This window comes from Limimaricola sp. AA108-03 (assembly GCF_050847355.1).
GTDB lineage: Bacteria > Pseudomonadota > Alphaproteobacteria > Rhodobacterales > Rhodobacteraceae > Limimaricola.
Genome location: NZ_CP193755.1, coordinates 1,392,938 through 1,408,655, shown reverse-complemented (window position 1 = coordinate 1,408,655; position 15,718 = coordinate 1,392,938). Strand labels below are relative to the sequence as shown.

The 15,718-nt window shown below is 67.3% G+C and carries 17 protein-coding genes; 5 read left to right on the top strand and 12 right to left on the bottom strand.

Features of this window, described 5'->3' with window-relative positions; genetic code table 11:
- Positions 1-7: 7 nt before the first annotated feature.
- From htpX to ACRAQ3_RS06880, 6 genes are all read right to left on the bottom strand, one after another.
- On the bottom strand, positions 8-931 hold the full coding sequence (gene htpX / locus ACRAQ3_RS06905; protein WP_269396223.1) for a protease HtpX: 924 nt from the start codon (positions 929-931) through the stop codon (positions 8-10).
- Positions 932-934: 3 nt separating this feature from the next.
- The gene (locus tag ACRAQ3_RS06900) at positions 935-1,513 is read right to left on the bottom strand and encodes a nucleotide exchange factor GrpE (RefSeq protein WP_432256134.1); all 579 of its coding nucleotides are present in this window, start codon (positions 1,511-1,513) and stop codon (positions 935-937) included.
- 27 nt (positions 1,514-1,540) lie between these two features.
- Positions 1,541-2,950: a DegQ family serine endoprotease gene (locus tag ACRAQ3_RS06895; protein ID WP_432256133.1), complete on the bottom strand. Its 1,410-nt coding sequence runs from the start codon at positions 2,948-2,950 to the stop codon at positions 1,541-1,543.
- A gap of 63 nt (positions 2,951-3,013) precedes the next feature.
- A complete protein-coding gene (locus ACRAQ3_RS06890; protein ID WP_432256132.1) occupies positions 3,014-3,523 on the bottom strand; it encodes an Hsp20/alpha crystallin family protein in 510 nt (169 codons plus the stop codon).
- Positions 3,524-3,555: 32 nt separating this feature from the next.
- Positions 3,556-3,951: an Hsp20/alpha crystallin family protein gene (locus ACRAQ3_RS06885; RefSeq protein ID WP_432256131.1), complete on the bottom strand. Its 396-nt coding sequence runs from the start codon at positions 3,949-3,951 to the stop codon at positions 3,556-3,558.
- A gap of 24 nt (positions 3,952-3,975) precedes the next feature.
- Positions 3,976-4,416 (bottom strand): Hsp20/alpha crystallin family protein, encoded by a 441-nt coding sequence (locus tag ACRAQ3_RS06880; protein ID WP_432256130.1) that lies wholly within the window; start codon positions 4,414-4,416, stop codon positions 3,976-3,978.
- Between the two features lie 351 nt (positions 4,417-4,767).
- Between ACRAQ3_RS06880 and ftsH the strand changes: the two genes are divergently transcribed.
- A complete protein-coding gene (gene ftsH, locus ACRAQ3_RS06875) occupies positions 4,768-6,594 on the top strand; it encodes an ATP-dependent zinc metalloprotease FtsH (protein WP_432256129.1) in 1,827 nt (608 codons plus the stop codon).
- Here the strand turns inward: ftsH and ACRAQ3_RS06870 are convergent, their stop codons facing one another.
- Positions 6,595-7,116: an NADH dehydrogenase ubiquinone Fe-S protein 4 gene (locus ACRAQ3_RS06870; RefSeq protein WP_432256128.1), complete on the bottom strand. Its 522-nt coding sequence runs from the start codon at positions 7,114-7,116 to the stop codon at positions 6,595-6,597. It lies immediately after the preceding gene.
- A gap of 139 nt (positions 7,117-7,255) precedes the next feature.
- Between ACRAQ3_RS06870 and ACRAQ3_RS06865 the strand changes: the two genes are divergently transcribed.
- Positions 7,256-7,954: a ferritin-like domain-containing protein gene (locus ACRAQ3_RS06865; protein ID WP_432256127.1), complete on the top strand. Its 699-nt coding sequence runs from the start codon at positions 7,256-7,258 to the stop codon at positions 7,952-7,954.
- 382 nt (positions 7,955-8,336) lie between these two features.
- Here the strand turns inward: ACRAQ3_RS06865 and ACRAQ3_RS06860 are convergent, their stop codons facing one another.
- Positions 8,337-9,266: a DUF808 domain-containing protein gene (locus tag ACRAQ3_RS06860; RefSeq protein WP_269396215.1), complete on the bottom strand. Its 930-nt coding sequence runs from the start codon at positions 9,264-9,266 to the stop codon at positions 8,337-8,339.
- 266 nt (positions 9,267-9,532) lie between these two features.
- Here ACRAQ3_RS06860 and ACRAQ3_RS06855 point away from each other — a divergent pair, with 266 nt between their 5' ends.
- Both ACRAQ3_RS06855 and ACRAQ3_RS06850 read left to right on the top strand, forming a co-directional pair.
- A complete protein-coding gene (locus tag ACRAQ3_RS06855) occupies positions 9,533-10,240 on the top strand; it encodes a ribonuclease activity regulator RraA (protein WP_432256126.1) in 708 nt (235 codons plus the stop codon).
- Entirely contained in the window at positions 10,237-11,160 is a 924-nt protein-coding gene (locus ACRAQ3_RS06850) for a dihydrodipicolinate synthase family protein (RefSeq protein WP_432256125.1), read from the top strand. Before ACRAQ3_RS06855 ends, ACRAQ3_RS06850 begins: the two co-directional genes overlap by 4 nt.
- Here ACRAQ3_RS06850 and ACRAQ3_RS06845 read toward each other — a convergent pair.
- The 4 genes from ACRAQ3_RS06845 to ACRAQ3_RS06830 form a co-directional block, all read right to left on the bottom strand.
- The gene (locus tag ACRAQ3_RS06845; RefSeq protein ID WP_269396212.1) at positions 11,157-11,909 is read right to left on the bottom strand and encodes an RlmE family RNA methyltransferase; all 753 of its coding nucleotides are present in this window, start codon (positions 11,907-11,909) and stop codon (positions 11,157-11,159) included. The two genes, ACRAQ3_RS06850 and ACRAQ3_RS06845, sit on opposite strands and share 4 nt — an antisense overlap.
- 123 nt (positions 11,910-12,032) lie before the next feature.
- On the bottom strand, positions 12,033-13,088 hold the full coding sequence (locus ACRAQ3_RS06840; RefSeq protein WP_269396211.1) for a methyltetrahydrofolate cobalamin methyltransferase: 1,056 nt from the start codon (positions 13,086-13,088) through the stop codon (positions 12,033-12,035).
- A 38-nt stretch (positions 13,089-13,126) separates the two neighbouring features.
- Positions 13,127-14,035, bottom strand: coding sequence for a methylenetetrahydrofolate reductase (locus ACRAQ3_RS06835; protein WP_432256124.1), 909 nt, complete (start codon positions 14,033-14,035; stop codon positions 13,127-13,129).
- 23 nt (positions 14,036-14,058) lie between these two features.
- Entirely contained in the window at positions 14,059-14,355 is a 297-nt protein-coding gene (locus ACRAQ3_RS06830) for a virulence factor (protein ID WP_085897415.1), read from the bottom strand.
- Positions 14,356-14,603: 248 nt separating this feature from the next.
- Here ACRAQ3_RS06830 and ACRAQ3_RS06825 point away from each other — a divergent pair, with 248 nt between their 5' ends.
- Positions 14,604-15,713, top strand: a complete 1,110-nt coding sequence (locus ACRAQ3_RS06825) for a Ppx/GppA phosphatase family protein (protein WP_085897416.1) — start codon at positions 14,604-14,606, stop codon at positions 15,711-15,713.
- Positions 15,714-15,718: the final 5 nt, after the last annotated feature.

Genomic DNA, 15,718 nt, shown 5'->3' with positions numbered 1-15,718 from the left:
GAACACTTCACAAAAACCGTAGCGGTCTTCCCCCTCCCGGGCGGGCGGCGACCTGCCGGTCGGGCGCGCGCAGCGCCGCGATCCGGGCCTCAAGCGGCGGATGGCTGGCGAATAGCGCCTGCACCCGACCTGCGTCGAAGGCCATGGCCCGCATTTCGTCGGGCATGGGCGGGGCATGCCGCAGGCCCCGAAGCCGCTCCAGCGCGGCGATCATGTTGTGGCGCCCGGCCAGCGCGGCCCCACCGGCATCTGCCCGGAACTCGCGCCAGCGCGAGAACCACATGACGATCGCCGTCGCCAGCACTCCCAGTACCATCTCGGTCACCAGCGAGACGATCCAGTAGCCCGGCCCATGGCCGCGCTCGACCCGAAGCAGCAGCCGGTCGACCAGGAACCCCGCCAGCCGCGACAGGAACACCACGAAAGTGTTCACCACGCCCTGGATCAGCGCCAGCGTCACCATGTCGCCATTCGCGGCATGGGCAATCTCGTGGCCGAGCACCGCCTCGACCTCCTCCCGCCGCATGTTCGCGAGCAGGCCGGTGCTCACCGCGATCAGCGCCTCGTCGCGTCGCCAGCCGGTTGCAAAGGCATTGGGCGACGGATGATCGAAGATACCGACCTCGGGCATGCCGATCCCGGCCCGTCGCGCCTGATCCCGCACGGTCTGAAGCAGCCAGCGCTCCGCCCCGTTGCGCGGGGTCTCGATCACCCGCACGCGCATCGCGGCCTTGGCCATCGGCTTCGACAGGACCAGCGAAACGAGCGAGCCGCCGAAGCCGATTACCGCGGCGAATATCAGCAGCGCCGTCAGGTCGAGATCGACGCCGTTCGCCGCGAGCAGCCCCTCGATTCCCAGCACCCGAAACGCCAGGGACAGCACGACAAGCACCGCGAGGTTCGTGCCGAAGAACAGCGCCAGCCGCAGCATGGCTCAGCCCTCCCGCGGCTCCGGCGCGGCGCTGACAGTCACCCGGGCGGGGCGTATCAGCCGCCGGCCGATGGCATAGCCCGGGCGGTGCAGCACGAGCACCCTACCCCCCTCGACGCCCTCCCTGACCTGCGTGTCGATCGCCTCGTGATGGGCCGGGTCGAAGGCGGCGTCATCGGGCGCGATTATCCGCACGTCGAGCGCCTTCATCGCGGTGTCGAAGCAACTCCGGATCCGCTCTAGCCCCTCCAGGTGCTGGGCGACGCGTTTGTCTTTCGCATCCGGTCCCGACCGGGCCGCCTCGATACCGAGCGCCAGCGCGTCGAAGCCGGGCGCCAGTGCCTCGATGGCCAGAGCGATGCCATGGTCCCGGCCCTCGATGCGGGCGCCCTCAGCACGCTTGCGGGCGTTCTCGGCTTCGGCCATCGCGCGCTTCCAGCGATCGGTCAGCTCCGCGATCCTCGCGTCATGCGTCGCATGGCCCTTGCCGCCATTGCTAGTCTCCGGCTGTGACGCGGTCGTGGACTCGGGTTCGAGCGTGTCGCTTTCTAATTCGTTCTTCCTGTCCTCGAAATCTTCCATCTCTTACCTCCTTTCCTTCGCTGCGCTTCAGCGCATCACCAGAAAGATCCGGGCCGTGCCGCGCTGTACGGTCAGTGCGAGGGCCCCTTTGGCCCCCGCCAGTTGCCGGCGCAGCTCGACCAGCGATCCGATCGGGGCACGGTTCACCGCGAGGATCACGTCGCCAGCCATCAACCCCGACCTCGCCGCGCGGCTGCCGGGATCGACCCGCGCCACCAGCACCCCCGGTTCGCCCCCGAACATCGGATCACCCGGCTCCAGGTCACGCAGCTCCGCGCCCGCCAGCCGATCCATCGCCCGATCATCCGTGAGAGAGGCGACCAGCCCGCCCTCGCGCAACTCGGCCTCGATCGTTACCGCGTCACCGTCGCGGATCACCTCCAGCTCGACCGGGCTGCCGATCCGCTTCAGGCCGATCTGGCTGCGCAGGTCGGCCGAGCCCGCGACCGGGCGTCCATCGACCGAGACGATCAGGTCGCCGGGCTCCAGCCCTGCCTCCTCGGCTGCGCTGCCGGGATCCACCTGCGTCACCACCGCGCCGAGCCCGGCCTCGATCCCCAGCGCTTCGGCGAGGTCCGGTGTGAAATCCTGGATCATCACGCCGAGCTGGCCGCGCCGCACCTCGCCGAACTCGGCCAGTTGATCCATCACCGCTTGGGCCATGTTGGCCGGAACGGCGAATCCGATGCCGACATTGCCGCCCGACGGCGCGATGATCGCGGTGTTGATGCCGACGAGCCGCCCGTCGAGCGTCACCAGCGCCCCGCCCGAGTTGCCCGGGTTGATCGAGGCATCGGTCTGGATGAAGTCCTCGTAGCCGTCGACGTTGAGACCGCTGCGGCCCAGCGCGCTGACGATGCCCGATGTGACGGTCTGGCCAAGCCCGAACGGGTTGCCGATGGCGAGCACGTAGTCCCCCACCTCCAGCCGGTCGCTGTCGCCGAGTTCCAGCTCGGCGACATCCTCGGCTTCGATCTGCAAGAGCGCGATGTCGGTACCGGGATCGCTGCCGACCAGCTCCGCCTCGAAGCGGCGGCGGTCCTTCAGCGTCACCACGATCCTGTCGCCCTCCGCGACCACATGATGGTTGGTGAGCACGTAGCCCTCCTCGGCGTCGACGATGACGCCCGAACCCGCGCTCATCTGCTGGCGTGGCGAGGGCTGGGGCATCGGCGGCAGGTCGAAGTAGCGCCGGAAGAAGGGGTCGGCGAAGAGCGGGTTGCTCTCCACGTCCTGTCGCGTCTCGACCGAGATGTTGACGACGGCGGGCGTCACCTCGGCCAAGACCGGCGCAAGGGTCGGCAGGCCGTCATCGTTCAGGAACAGCGGGCGGTCGGGCGTCTGGGCCGCCACGGGGTTGGCGGCCAGCAAAGCCACGCAGAGTGCCGCCAGCCAGCGACGCAGAACGATCCAGGGGCCGGGCACGGGACCGGGCATCGTCTCCTCCTTGACTGATGAAGCGAGCTGGGCGCCCGGTCGCCACCGGCCGCCCGAACGGGCTCAGGCGGCCTTTACGGGGATGCGCTTGACGCGCGCTTGCGCCTCGGCGGTCTTCGGGAGGCTGACCTTGAGCACGCCTTTTTCGAAGCGCGCCTCGGCCTTGTCGGCATCGACCCCCGGAGGCAGCGGAATGGTGCGCGCGAAGGCACCAAAGGAGCGCTCGGACAGGTAAACGCCCTTGCGCTTTTCCTCGTGCTCGACCTTCTTCTCGCCACGGATCGTCATCACGTCGCCGGAGAGCGAGATGTCGACATCCTCGACGCTCATGCCGGGTAGTTCGACCGCCACCTCGATGCCGTTATCGGTCTCGGTGACGTCGGCGCTGGGACCGAACAGGCCGATCGGGCCGCGCTGGCCGTTCCGACCGTTATCGACCTTGTGCCAGAACTCCTCGAAGACGTGGTTGATGTCGTGTTGGAGCATGGCGAGCGGGCTGGCAATGCCGCCATCGCCATTGGCCGGGGTCTTGGGTTTCTCACGACCCCACGGAATGAGATCGCTGATATGCATGTCGTTTTTCCTCCTTGGTTCGGGTCGGGACGTCAGTTCGCCCTGACCTTGATCTTCTTCGGCTTGGCCTCGGGCGCGCGTGGCAATTCGAGCCGCAGCACGCCGTGCTTGAATTCGGCCTTGATCTTCGACTGGTCGACCTCGTCAGACAGGGTGAAGACCCGGACGTAGTCGCCCTCGCGATACTCGGTCGAAAGCCGCCGGTAGCCCTCGGGGGCATGCGGCCGCACCTTGCCCTGAAGCGTCAGCACCTGCCGCTCCAGCGTCACGTCGACATCCTCGGGCGCGACGCCCGGCATGTCGGCCATGATCACGGTGGTGCCGTTCGTCTCGAATATGTCGACCGCCGGGGTGAAGCTCATCGCCATGCGGTCCTTGCCGGTCTCGGTCATCTCGCGTCCTTCCTGACGCGCAACTTCCTGTGCCATGTTCTCCTCCTTTCTCCTGCGATGTCAGGACGACTTGATCTCGATGCGCTTGGGCTTGTCCTCTTCCGGGCGCTGCATCTCCACCGTCAGCACCCCGTTCGTGAACCGGGCCTCGACCCGGTCGGGGGCGATGCGGAACGGAAGTTCGATGCTGCGGGAGAAACGCCCCTGCGGGCGCTCGCGGCGATGCCATGTCGCCTCCTCGCCGGTCTGCGGCTCGGGATAGTGGCCCGACAGCGTGACGATGCCGTCCTTCACGGTGAGTTCGATATCCTCCTGCGACAGGCCCGGAAGCTCGGCGGTCAGTACGATGCTGTCCTGCCCGGCCCAGAAGTTGATCGCGGGCTGGCCGTCGCGCGGCGCCGTGCCGAAACCCTCGAACATGCGGTTCATGTCGCGCTGCATCCGCCGCATGTCGGCAAAGGGATCCGGCATGCCGTAGGGCGCGAAGGATGTCTGTAGCATTGGTTTCCTCCTTTCCTGTGGCGTCCATCCGTCGGATCGCGGGGCCGCGGCGGCAGGCGCCGCGGCGGCGCACGATCGATCGATGCGAGGATGTCCCGGAAAGGCAGGTTGCAGGGCGGCACACTGCTGTCGGCCGGCGCGCCTCATGGCACCGCCGCCGGATCGGCAGCCGACGGGAAGGCCGCGAAGCGCCGAACCTCCGTCTGTCCACTACCCGGGGACCCGCCTCCGGCATCCCCGAGGCGCATGTGGGAATCGCGAATTCCACTGTCAAGCCCGGATCTGGAAAATCGGCGGGGCATCGCCCACATGCCGACCGAACACGGGATCTGGTCGGGGAAGGAGGACAAGATGGACCAGAAGAACAAGATCAATCTATGGTATCTCGTGCTGGCCCTCTTCGGGGTCGTGCTGCTGCATGATCTGTGGGTCGGTGCGCAGCGGATCGAGTCGATCCCCTATAGCCGCTTCGAGCAGCTGGTCGATGACGGGCTCGTCGATCAGGTGGTGATCGGCTCCGACAGGATCACCGGCAGCTTCGCCGTCCCGCAGAACGGCAGGACCGAATTCGTGACGACGCGGGTCGAGCCCGGGCTTGCGGAGCGGCTGCGCGACAGCGGTGTGACCTTCACTGGCGCGGTCGAGAACACATGGCTCGGCACGGTCCTGTCATGGGTGGTGCCGGCGGCGGTCTTCGTCGGGCTCTGGGTCCTGGTGATCCGGAAGTTCGCCGAGAAACAGGGCTTCGGCGGCATGATGTCGATCGGCAAGAGCCGGGCCAAGGTCTATGTCGAGACCGATACAAAGACCCGGTTCGAGGACGTCGCCGGGGTCGACGAGGCGAAGGCCGAGTTGCAGGAGATCGTCGAGTTCCTGAAGGACCCCGAGTGCTACGGTGCGCTTGGGGCGCGGATGCCCAAGGGCGTGCTGCTGGTGGGTCCGCCGGGCACCGGCAAGACGATGCTGGCGCGGGCCGTGGCGGGCGAGGCCGGGGTGCCGTTTTTCTCGATCTCGGGCTCGGAGTTCGTGGAGATGTTCGTGGGCGTCGGCGCCGCCCGGGTGCGCGACCTGTTCGAGCAGGCTCGTGCCAAGGCCCCGGCGATCATCTTCGTCGATGAACTCGACGCCCTGGGCCGCGCCCGCGGCAGCATGCCGGGGGTCGGCGGCCATGACGAACGCGAGCAGACGCTGAACCAGCTCCTCACCGAACTCGACGGCTTCGACCCCTCGAGCGGGCTGGTACTGCTTGCGGCGACCAACCGCCCCGAGATCCTCGACCCGGCCCTGCTTCGCGCGGGCCGCTTCGACCGTCAAGTGCTGGTCGATCGCCCCGACCGCCCGGGCCGCGAGGCGATCCTGAAGGTCCACATGGGGAAGATCCGCGTCGGGCCTGATGTCGAGATCAGCCAGCTGGCAGGCCTCACTACCGGCTTTTCGGGCGCGAACCTCGTGAACGAAGCGGCGCTGCTGGCCACCCGCAGACATGCCGAGCGTGTAGCGATGGAGGACTTTACCAACGCGATCGAACGGATCGTGGCGGGGCTGGAAAAGCGCAACCGGCTCCTGAACCCGCGCGAGCGTGAGATCGTCGCCTATCACGAGATGGGCCACGCGCTGACGGCGATGGCACTGCCGGCGGTGGACGAGGTGCACAAGGTCTCGATCATCCCGCGCGGCATCGGCGCGCTCGGCTACACGATCCAGCGGCCCACCGAGGATCGCTTCCTGATGACCCGCGAGGAGCTGGAGAACAAGATCGCGGTACTGCTCGGCGGTCGGGCCGCGGAGCTTCTGGCCTTCGATCATCTCTCCACCGGCGCGGCGGACGATCTGGCCCGCGCGACCGACATCGCCCGTGCCATGGCGACCCGCTACGGCATGGTCGATGATCTGGGCTTTGTCAGCTACGAGGCCCCGCAGCGCGATTTTCTCGGCCAGCGCCCCGGCGCGACGGAGGCGCGCTATGGCCCCGAAACCGCCGAGCGGATCGACGCCGCGGTGCGCGACATCATCGCCCACGTCCATGACCGGGTGCTGGCTCTGCTCGAGGCCAATCGCGGGTTGCTCGAGCGCTCCGCCGCCGAACTTCTGGAGCAAGAGACCCTGCCGGAGCAGGAACTGGCCCGCTACCGCGATGAACTGCAACGCGAGCCGGAGCCAATACCCGTGACCGCCTGATCAGGCGGCCCCGTCCTCGCTGCGCGAAGGCAGGCCGATACGGCCCGCCCAAAGCGGCGGCGGATCGCTGGCCGCGAAGTTGCCGACAAGCGCCCCGTCAAGCGACACGATCCTGCCCCGACTATCGTCAGCTCGGGCCTCGTGGCCGGGCCCGGATCTCGACTTCCGCTCGCTAATGAAACGCTCCACGTAGCTCCTCAAGACCGGCTCATGCTCCTGCGCCGGCAACACGATCGGCTGCCAGCCGCGCTGCCTGCAATAACGAAGCCCGGCTTCGCGGCTTGGAAACCGCAATTCGATCTGTCGGTCCGGATCGGTATCGCTGATCCAGCCCATCAACGGCTCCCGCAAATTCGGGTGTCGCGGATCGATGCGAAGAACCCAGTGAAGGGGTGCCGGCCCGGATTGGGTCGGCATGCGGGATGGCCGATAAAGAATGACGGCAGGCGCTTCGAATGACGCGGGGCCAGCAGTCTCGCCGCGACCCGCTGCATTGGTGGCCGCAGAGCCTCTTAGCGACATCTGGGCGAGCGGTACGAGACGGGATGACCTTTCCATGTTTCCCTCCACGTTCAAAGAGATAGTTCGTCAGCCACATAAGGCTCGGTCCAGACCGCGCGAAGACCTCGGGACCCCGAAATCACAGGTCGAACACTCCAGCATGGCCGGTGCGGCGTCTATAGCAGGCATCACCGTTCCTCCCGTGGCTGCGCAGTCGATGATCCACCCAGCCTCCAATGCTCGTTCATCCATGAATGCGCCAACTGCCGCTGCCCGCCCCGGGCGCAGGGAACGAGCGGACGCGTCAGCTCGTTTCTCGGCATCGCGGGCATGGTGCCCGCAACTGACGAGGTTCACCATGAAGACGCTGAACGACGCATTCGAACATACGCTGCAAGACATCTACTACGCCGAAAACGCACTGACCAAGGCGCTGCCGAAAATGGCCAAGGCCGCGGGTGCCGCCCATCTACAGGAGGCCCTGAAGACGCACCTGACCGAGACCAAGGAGCAGATCAAGCTGCTCGACCGGGTCTTCGAGGCGATCGGCAAGAAGGCCGAGGGCGAGAAGTGCGATGCCATTGAAGGGCTGATCAAGGAGACCGAGAGTATCATCGAGGAAGCCGAAGGCGCGGCCCTCGACGCGATGCTGATCGGCGCGGCCCAGGCGGTCGAGCACTATGAGATCGCCCGTTACGGCACGCTCCGGGAATGGGCGCGGCAGCTCGGTCAGGACGAAGCCCATGACCTGCTGACGCAGATCCTAGATCAGGAGAAGGCGACGAACGCCAAGCTGACCGCACTCGCCGTGGGCGAAGTCAACGCAGCGAAACCACGAAAGGCGACCGCCAAGGCCTGATAGCGGACAGTGGCCAGAGGGCCGCGTACGCGCTCTCGCAGGGAACTGCGAGAGCGCTCCGCATGAGATATGCGTCTCGCTGGAGCCGTTGGCAACGGCTCGGAAATTCGGTCGCTCAGCAGACCGCAAGCCGGAACCGATAGAAGGTGCTATGAACCGGTCGGCGCGATATCGAGGTCGCGGTCTGGGGCTCCCGACCGGGCATGTCGTGGCCGATCCACCCTCAAGATCGACTACACCCGCCTTGATAAAGGCAAACGGACTCTAACCGCCGATCAATATTGATCGGGCAGGAAGCTTTCCTTTGCGGCCACAGACCCGCTGTCGCATCGCTGACGGAGTGCCCCGGGGTCGGCATGACCGACCGCGAGGCAAGGCTGCATCAATGCGCCGGCGCCTTCGATGTGAAGGCGCTCATCACCGCGACGATCACGCCACCTACCGCGAGGCCCACGATCCCCATCATCGTCGCACCAGTCAGCCAGCCCAAGGCCGCGGGCAGGATCGGCGCATGCGCGGCGACGAAATGGGTTGCGACCTCGATGAGATGTTCGGGCTGTGAGATGTGGTAGGTCTCAAGCCCGTGGATCAGGATGCCGCCGCTGACCCAGAGCATCGCGGCGGTACCAACGAAGGAGAGCAGCTTCAGCACGTAGGGCATGCCCTTGACCAGCATCCTGCCGAAAGCCGGCAGCAAGCCGCCCGGCCCTCGCGCCGCCAAGGCAACCCCGAGGTCATCGGCCTTCACGATGATCGCGACGGCGCCGTAGACGATGAAGGTGATGAAAACACCGACCAGCCCCAGCACCACGGCCTGCGTCACGAAAGGCTGGTCGGCCACGGTCGAAAGCGTCAGCGCCATGATCTCGGCGGAGAGGATGAAATCGGTGCGGATCGCGCCCTTGACCGTGGTCGCCTCGTCGAGCGGCACCTTTTCGGCCGTCCCGTGGCCGTGGCCCAGAAGCACCTCGGCGATCTTCTCGGCGCCCTCATAGGCAAGGTAGAGACCGCCCAGCATCAATAGCGGCGTGATCGCCCACGGCGCGAGAAAGCTCAGCGCCAGCGCGGCAGGCAGCAGCACCAGCAGCTTGTTGCGCAGCGAGCCGATGCCGATCTTGCGGATGATCGGTAGTTCGCGATCGGCCGCGAAGCCCAGCACGTATTTCGGAGTGACGGCCGCGTCGTCGATCACCACACCCGCGGATTTGGAGCCGGCCTTGAGCGTGGCGGCAGCGACATCGTCGAGCGACGCCGCCGCGGCTCTGGCGATCAGGGCGACGTCATCGAGAAGGGCGAACAATCCGGAACTCATGGGCCTGCCATTGATGTGAAAATGCGATTCTGGTCGAGACTAACCCGGTTCAACGGCCGATGCCGCGTTTGGGTCGGCACGTACCGGGAATTTTTCGCTCATGCAGCGGGATCGTGTGGTCGCGTGCCGCGTCGCATCCCCTGCCCGGGCCGATGCCCGGAACGCATTGCCGTCTTGGCAGCGGCGCCGATCCACACCACTCTGCGCGCCAAGGTGGGGCTGGCACGCAAGGCGTGTCTGCCCCGTGACATCCATCGAGGACGCAGATGACACTGACCGCCGAAACCACCGCTGCCCTGCGCGGGGTGACCACCGCGACGCTGACCACGATCCTTCTCAAGAAGGGCCTGCGCAATGTCTGGATCCGCGGCGCCATGCCGATGCGCGAGGGCGAGGACCGCGTCGTCGGTCCCGCCTTCACTTTCCGCTTCGTGCCGGCGCGCGAGGATCTGGCCACCCCGGCCTCGTGGGGCAGCCCGGTCTCGACCCGCGCCGCGATCGAGGAAATGCCCGAGGGCGCGATCGCGGTGATCGACGCCATGGGCATCACAGATGCCGGGGTGTTCGGGGACATCCTCTGTGCGCGGATGGTCAAGCGCGGCGCTGCCGGGCTGATCACCGACGGGGTGATCCGCGACCGCGCGGGCGTGATGCAGACCGGCCTGCCCATCTGGGCGCGCGGCGCCGCAGCGCCGCCCTCGGTCGCCGGGCTGACCTTTACCGGCTGGCAGGAGACGGTGGGCTGCGGTGGCGTCTGCGTGGTGCCGGGCGACGTGGTCGTCGCCGATGCCGACGGCGCAGTGGTGATCCCCGCAGCCATGGTCGAGGAAGTGACGGCCGAGGCGATCGAGCAGGAGCGCATGGAGGGCTGGATCGTCGAGGAGGTCGAGCGCGGCGAGAAGCTGCCCGGCCTCTACCCGATGAACGACGCGACCCGCGCCCGTTACGCCGCCTGGAAAGAGGGTCAGCGATGATCTCCGCCAAGACGCGCGGCGTCTTCGCCATCGCTCCCACCCCATTCCTGCCCGGCGGCGCGCTCGATGTGGCCTCGCTCGGCCGGATGACCGAACGCTACGCAGGCTGCGGCGTCGACGGGCTGACGATCCTCGGGATCATGGGCGAGGCGCAGAAACTGGAGCCGGAGGAGAGCCTTGCCGTCATGCGCGAGGTCATCGCGCATGCGGGCGGCCTGCCCATCGTGGTCGGCGTCTCGGCGCCGGGTTTTGCCGCGATGAAGCGGCTGTCGAACGCAGCCATGGAGATGGGGGCTGCGGGCGTCATGATGACTCCGCCCGCGGCGATGCGGACCGACGACCAGATCGCGGGATGGTTCGCTCAGGCCGTGGCGCAGATCGGGACGGACGTGCCTTTCGTGCTGCAGGACCATCCCACCGCGACGGGCGTGGTGATGTCGACGAAGGTGATCCGCCGCGTGGTCGAGGAGAACCCCTCCTGCGTGATGCTCAAGCACGAGGACTGGCCCGGGCTCGAAAAGATTTCGGCGATCCGGAACTGGCAGGATCGAGGCGAGATGCGCGACCTGTCGATCCTGTGCGGCAACGGTGCGCTGTTTCTGGACCTGGAGATGGGCCGCGGCGCGGATGGCGCTATGACCGGTTACGCCTTTCCCGAGATGCTGCGCCGGGTGGTGGACCTCGCCCCCCGGGACCGCGACGCCGCGCAGGACATCTTCGACGCGCATCTGCCGCTTCTGCGGTACGAGCACCAGCCGGGTGTCGGCCTCGCGGTGCGCAAGCGCATCCTGGCGCGGCGCGGCTTCATCGCGCATGCCGATCTGCGTGCGCCGGGCGCATCTTGCAGCGAGGCCGCCTGCGCCGAGATCGACTACCTGCTGGAGCGCTTGACGGCCCGCGACCCGGACTGCGGGCTCTAGGTCTCGCTATCGTCGTCGCGGCCCTTGTAGCCGGTCGCGACGACGAATTTTTCCGAGCTGTCGGATCGCGAGGCCGGCGGCTTCACGTTCTGCACCTTCTCGAACTTCTGCTTGAGCAGTTGCTGCAGGCTACCTTCGGCGCCGCCCGCCAGCACCTTGGCGACGAAGGTGCCGCCCGGGCTCAGCACGTCGAAGGCGAAATGGGCCGCCGCCTCGCAAAGCGCGATGATCCGGAGGTGGTCGGTCTGCTTGTGGCCGGAGGCCGCGGCGGCCATGTCGGACATCACCACGTCGGCGCCGCCGCCCAGCCATTCCTTGACCTTGAGATCGGCGTCATCCTCCATGAAGTCGAGTTGGTGGATCTCGGCCCCGGCGATCGGCTCGACCTCCTGCAGGTCGACGCCCAGCACCGAACCCACCGATTTCCCCGATTTCGCGCCGAGGGAGTTCACCCGCGCCACCGCGACCTGACACCAGCCGCCGGGGGCACAGCCCAGATCGACCACCCGCGCGCCGGGCACGAGAAAGCGGAACTTGTCGTCGAGTTCGATGATCTTGTAGGCGGCGCGACCGCGATAGCCTTCGGCCTTGGCGCGCTTGACATAGGGGTCGTTGAGCTGGCGTTCCAGCCAGAGCTTGGAGCTCATCTTGCGGCCGCGTGCGGTCTTGACCTTGACGGTCAGGTCGCGCTGTCCGCGCCCGGAGGTGTTGCCGGTGCCCGCGCCGGGCTTCTTGGGTGTCTTGGCCATGCGGGGCACTCCTGATCAGAGGCCCCGACTATGCCAAGCATGGGTGACGGGGCAAGCCCCGCCCCGTCAACAATGCGCAAAACGCGGCACGGGCATGGAATACCAGACCCCTGCCCTCGAAGCTCAGGCCCGGCGGCGGCGACGCCCGCCATCGCGACCGCCACGCCCCTCGCCCGGCACGCCCGGCGGTCGGTTGAAGCGGATCCACTCCGCGCCCGACGGATCGTTGTTGGTCAGGAAGTTCGCGGCCCGGATCGCGCTCATCTCGCCACCCGGCTGCGCCTCGCGGCTGCCGATGCCCATGAGGCGGCAGAAGGTCTCGTCGTCCATCTCCTCGGGGACCACGATGCCCGCGGCCTCCAGCTCGGCCTTCTTCTCGGCGATCTTCGAAAGCGGCGTCGGCAGCGCGCAGGGATTCATGATCGCGCTGGTCATGCCCGAGGCCATCGCCATCGGCAGGAAGGCGTTGTTGATGCCATGCCGGTTCGGCAGGCCGAAGGAGATGTTCGAGGCGCCGCAGGTGGTGTTGACGCCCAACTCGTCGCGCAGGCGGCGCACCAGCGCGAACACCTGCAGACCGGCGGTCGCCATCGCACCGATCGGCATCACCAGCGGATCGACCACGATGTCATGCGCGGGAATGCCGAAATCGGCGGCGCGCTCGACGATCTTCTTGGCCACTGCGAACCGCACGTCGGGGTCCTCGGAAATGCCGGTGTCGTCGTTCGAGATCGCCACCACCGGCACGTTGTATTTCTTGACCAGCGGCAGAACGAGTTCGAGCCGGTCCTCTTCGCCGGTGACCGAGTTCAGCAAGGGTCGCCCCTGCGCCGCCGCGAGACCGGCCTCGAGCGCCGCCGGAACCGAGCTGTCGATGCACAGCGGCACGTCGACGAGGCCTTGCACCAGCTCGATCATCTTCGTCATGAGCGGCGGCTCGGTCTCGTTGGGGTTGGGGTTGGAGTTGTAGACCACCCCGGCATTGACATCGAGCATGGTGGCGCCGCAGGCGACCTGCGCGACGGCGTCCTTTTCGACGGTCGAGAAATCGCCCGCCTCAAGCTCGGCAGCGAGCTTCTTGCGCCCGGTGGGGTTGATCCTTTCGCCGATCACGCAGAACGGCTGGTCGAAGCCGATGATCGCGGTTTTCGTTTTCGATTCAACGATCGTACGGGTCATTCTTCTTCCTTGTCATCGGGCATGGGCCCCCTGAATTCTCAACGTGCGACGCTGGCCTGCGCCGGCTGCCGGGCCGCCAGCCACTCCGCGCTCGCGGCGATGCCGCCCAGCGGGAAGAGATGCGCCTGCTCCAGCCCGAGAGCGGGCTCGGCCAGGCGGGCGCGCTCCAGCTCGGCCGCGATCTCGTCGGGCGCATAGGGCACGAGCAGCTTGCTGACGTCCATCGCGCGTTTCTGCAAGACCTTGAGCGAGGGACCGACCCCGCAGGCCATGGCGTATTTGATCAGTGTCTGCAACTTCGCCGGTCCGGCGAGCCCGACGTGCACCGGCAGGTCGATCCCCGCCTCGCGGATGGTTCGGGCCCACCCGATCACCGGTTCGGCGTCGAAGACGAACTGGGTGACCAGCGCCATCCGCGCATTGCTGCGGTTCGCGAAGTCCTGCTTCCAGCGCAGCGCGTCGCGCACCACCGCGTCACCGCCGTTGGGATCGATGTCACGGTTGCCCTCCGGGTGGCCGGCCACGTGCAGGCGGGTAAAGCCGGCGCGGTCGAATTCGCCCGTCTCCAGAAGCTGCATCGAGGAATGGAAGGCTCCGCGTGGGTTCGCGATGCCGCCCGCAAGCACCAACGCTTCGGTGACGCCGGCCTCGCCTTGATAGCGGGCGATCCAGTCGGAAAGCTGCGCCCGGCTTTCGATGCTGCGCGCCGGGAAATGCGGCATGACGGCAAAGCCTTCGCCCGCGATGCGCGCCGCCGTCGCCACCATCTCATCGATCGGCGTGCCGTCGATATGGGCGATGTAGACGCGGGTGCCTGCGGGCAAGAGCGCCTTGAAGCTGTCGACCTTCGCCGCGGTCCGGGGCATCACCTCGATCGAGGCGCGGGCGATGAAATCGCCGCCCGTCTGGGGCGCGGATTTCGCGCGGCGGAAGGTCAACAGGGACATCAGCACCTCCTTGAGGGCACGCGTCATTCGCGCCCGTTATTGTCGATAAGCGCCTTGAGGCGCGCCTTGTCGTACTCGGCCTCGATCCGCTCCACAGCCGCGCGGGCGGCGTCCTCGGCCTCGCCCTCGATCTCGCCCCAAGGCGCCTTGCGCCATTCGGCGAGGTAGTCGTCGGTCCCCGCCGCGCCCGATTTCATCGCAGCGCGGTCGATCGCCTGTTCGAACCGCTCGGACAGCTGGATCTTGGTGCCGCGGCGGCCACGGCCGACGATCACCTGGGCCGGCATGTCGCGCCATAATACGAGCGTGATCTCGGGCATTCGGGGTCCTTTCCTCGCCTTCGCTGATAGCGTGCCGCACCGCCTGACCGGGGTCGGATTTCGACACCTTGGCCGCGTGCTGCGACGCCGCCTCTTGTCGCAAGCTCGGCGCGGCACGGCCAGAGGGTCGAATCGTCAAAAACCCCAAGATCGTGATGAGTCACGTTGCGACCCGCCCTCTCGCGGTGCTTGCGCCGTCCCCGTCCAAGCCCTACCCTTGAGACAACTCGATATTGGAGGGCGTATTCATGGCGCCCATGCGTCCCGACGGTGCGGGCGCGTTCCCGAAAGCGGTGAGATCCCCCGCGCCAGGCCCGGATCAGGCGACACTCTATGCCGCGCTTGATCTCGGTACCAACAGCTGTCGGATGCTGATTGCCCAGCCCAAGGGCAGCCAGTTCCACGTGGTCGACAGCTTCTCGAAGACGGTCCAGCTGGGCCACGGGCTCGAACAGACGGGCCGGCTTTCGCGTGCCTCGATGAATCGTACCATCGGCGCGATTCGAATCTGCCGCCAGAAGCTGCAGAAGCACGGCGTGACGCGGATGCGGCTTGTCGCGACCGAAGCGTGTCGCCGGGCCAAGAACGGCCGTGCCTTTCTGGCGCAGGTACAACGCGACACCGGGCTCCGGCTCGACGTGATCCGCCCCGAGGAGGAGGCGCGGCTCGCGGTGATCTCCTGCGCGCCACTGGTTTCGACCAAGACCGAGCAGCTGCTCGTCGTCGATATCGGCGGCGGCTCGACCGAGCTGGTATGGATCGACCTGACGAACGTGCCCAGGCGGGAACGGCCGCGCGCGATCATGCGGCTGCATTCCGGCTTCCAGCAGGATCCCGGCCCCTTCGCCGCCGCCAAGGTGGTGGACTGGATCTCGGTACCTCTGGGCGTGGCGACGCTGCGGGACCAGTTCCACGACGTCGAGGACGATGCAGCGCGCTTCGCGCTGATGAGCTGGTTTTTCGAGGAGAACCTCGCGGGCTTCGCGCCCTCGGCCTCGGAGCAGGCGCGCGAGGGGTTCCAGATCATCGGCACCTCGGGCACAGTCACCACCGTCGCGGCGAGCCATCTCGGTCTGAGGCGCTACGACCGCAACAAGGTCGATGGGCTGCGCATGACCTCGGACCAGATCGACGCGGTGATCCGCGACTACCTCGCGCTCGGGCCCGAGGGGCGGCGCGACGATCCGCGCATCGGCCGCGACCGGCAGGCGCTGATCATGTCGGGCTCGGCGATCCTGCAGGCGCTGATGCGGCTATGGCCGACCGATCGGCTTTCGGTCGCGGATCGGGGGCTGCGCGAGGGGCTGCTCTACGCGCAGATGAGCGCCGATGGCGTGCTGGAGGACGGGCCCTACTGAGCCCG

Bases quoted from the DNA above. Each gene is read 5' to 3' on its own strand.
- ACRAQ3_RS06865 (WP_432256127.1), top strand. From the start codon at position 7,256: ATGGCCGGTGCGGCGTCTATAGCAGGCATCACCGTTCCTCCCGTGGCT.
- ACRAQ3_RS06850 (WP_432256125.1), top strand. From the start codon at position 10,237: ATGATCTCCGCCAAGACGCGCGGCGTCTTCGCCATCGCTCCCACCCCA.
- ACRAQ3_RS06895 (WP_432256133.1), bottom strand. From the start codon at position 2,950: ATGCCCGGTCCCGTGCCCGGCCCCTGGATCGTTCTGCGTCGCTGGCTG.
- ACRAQ3_RS06845 (WP_269396212.1), bottom strand. From the start codon at position 11,909: ATGGCCAAGACACCCAAGAAGCCCGGCGCGGGCACCGGCAACACCTCC.
- ACRAQ3_RS06880 (WP_432256130.1), bottom strand. From the start codon at position 4,416: ATGCTACAGACATCCTTCGCGCCCTACGGCATGCCGGATCCCTTTGCC.
- ACRAQ3_RS06835 (WP_432256124.1), bottom strand. From the start codon at position 14,035: ATGTCCCTGTTGACCTTCCGCCGCGCGAAATCCGCGCCCCAGACGGGC.
- ftsH (WP_432256129.1), top strand. From the start codon at position 4,768: ATGGACCAGAAGAACAAGATCAATCTATGGTATCTCGTGCTGGCCCTC.
- ACRAQ3_RS06825 (WP_085897416.1), top strand. From the start codon at position 14,604: ATGGCGCCCATGCGTCCCGACGGTGCGGGCGCGTTCCCGAAAGCGGTG.
- htpX (WP_269396223.1), bottom strand. From the start codon at position 931: ATGCTGCGGCTGGCGCTGTTCTTCGGCACGAACCTCGCGGTGCTTGTC.
- ACRAQ3_RS06840 (WP_269396211.1), bottom strand. From the start codon at position 13,088: ATGACCCGTACGATCGTTGAATCGAAAACGAAAACCGCGATCATCGGC.
- ACRAQ3_RS06860 (WP_269396215.1), bottom strand. From the start codon at position 9,266: ATGAGTTCCGGATTGTTCGCCCTTCTCGATGACGTCGCCCTGATCGCC.
- ACRAQ3_RS06885 (WP_432256131.1), bottom strand. From the start codon at position 3,951: ATGGCACAGGAAGTTGCGCGTCAGGAAGGACGCGAGATGACCGAGACC.
- ACRAQ3_RS06830 (WP_085897415.1), bottom strand. From the start codon at position 14,355: ATGCCCGAGATCACGCTCGTATTATGGCGCGACATGCCGGCCCAGGTG.
- ACRAQ3_RS06890 (WP_432256132.1), bottom strand. From the start codon at position 3,523: ATGCATATCAGCGATCTCATTCCGTGGGGTCGTGAGAAACCCAAGACC.
- ACRAQ3_RS06855 (WP_432256126.1), top strand. From the start codon at position 9,533: ATGACACTGACCGCCGAAACCACCGCTGCCCTGCGCGGGGTGACCACC.
- ACRAQ3_RS06870 (WP_432256128.1), bottom strand. From the start codon at position 7,116: ATGTCGCTAAGAGGCTCTGCGGCCACCAATGCAGCGGGTCGCGGCGAG.
- ACRAQ3_RS06900 (WP_432256134.1), bottom strand. From the start codon at position 1,513: ATGGAAGATTTCGAGGACAGGAAGAACGAATTAGAAAGCGACACGCTC.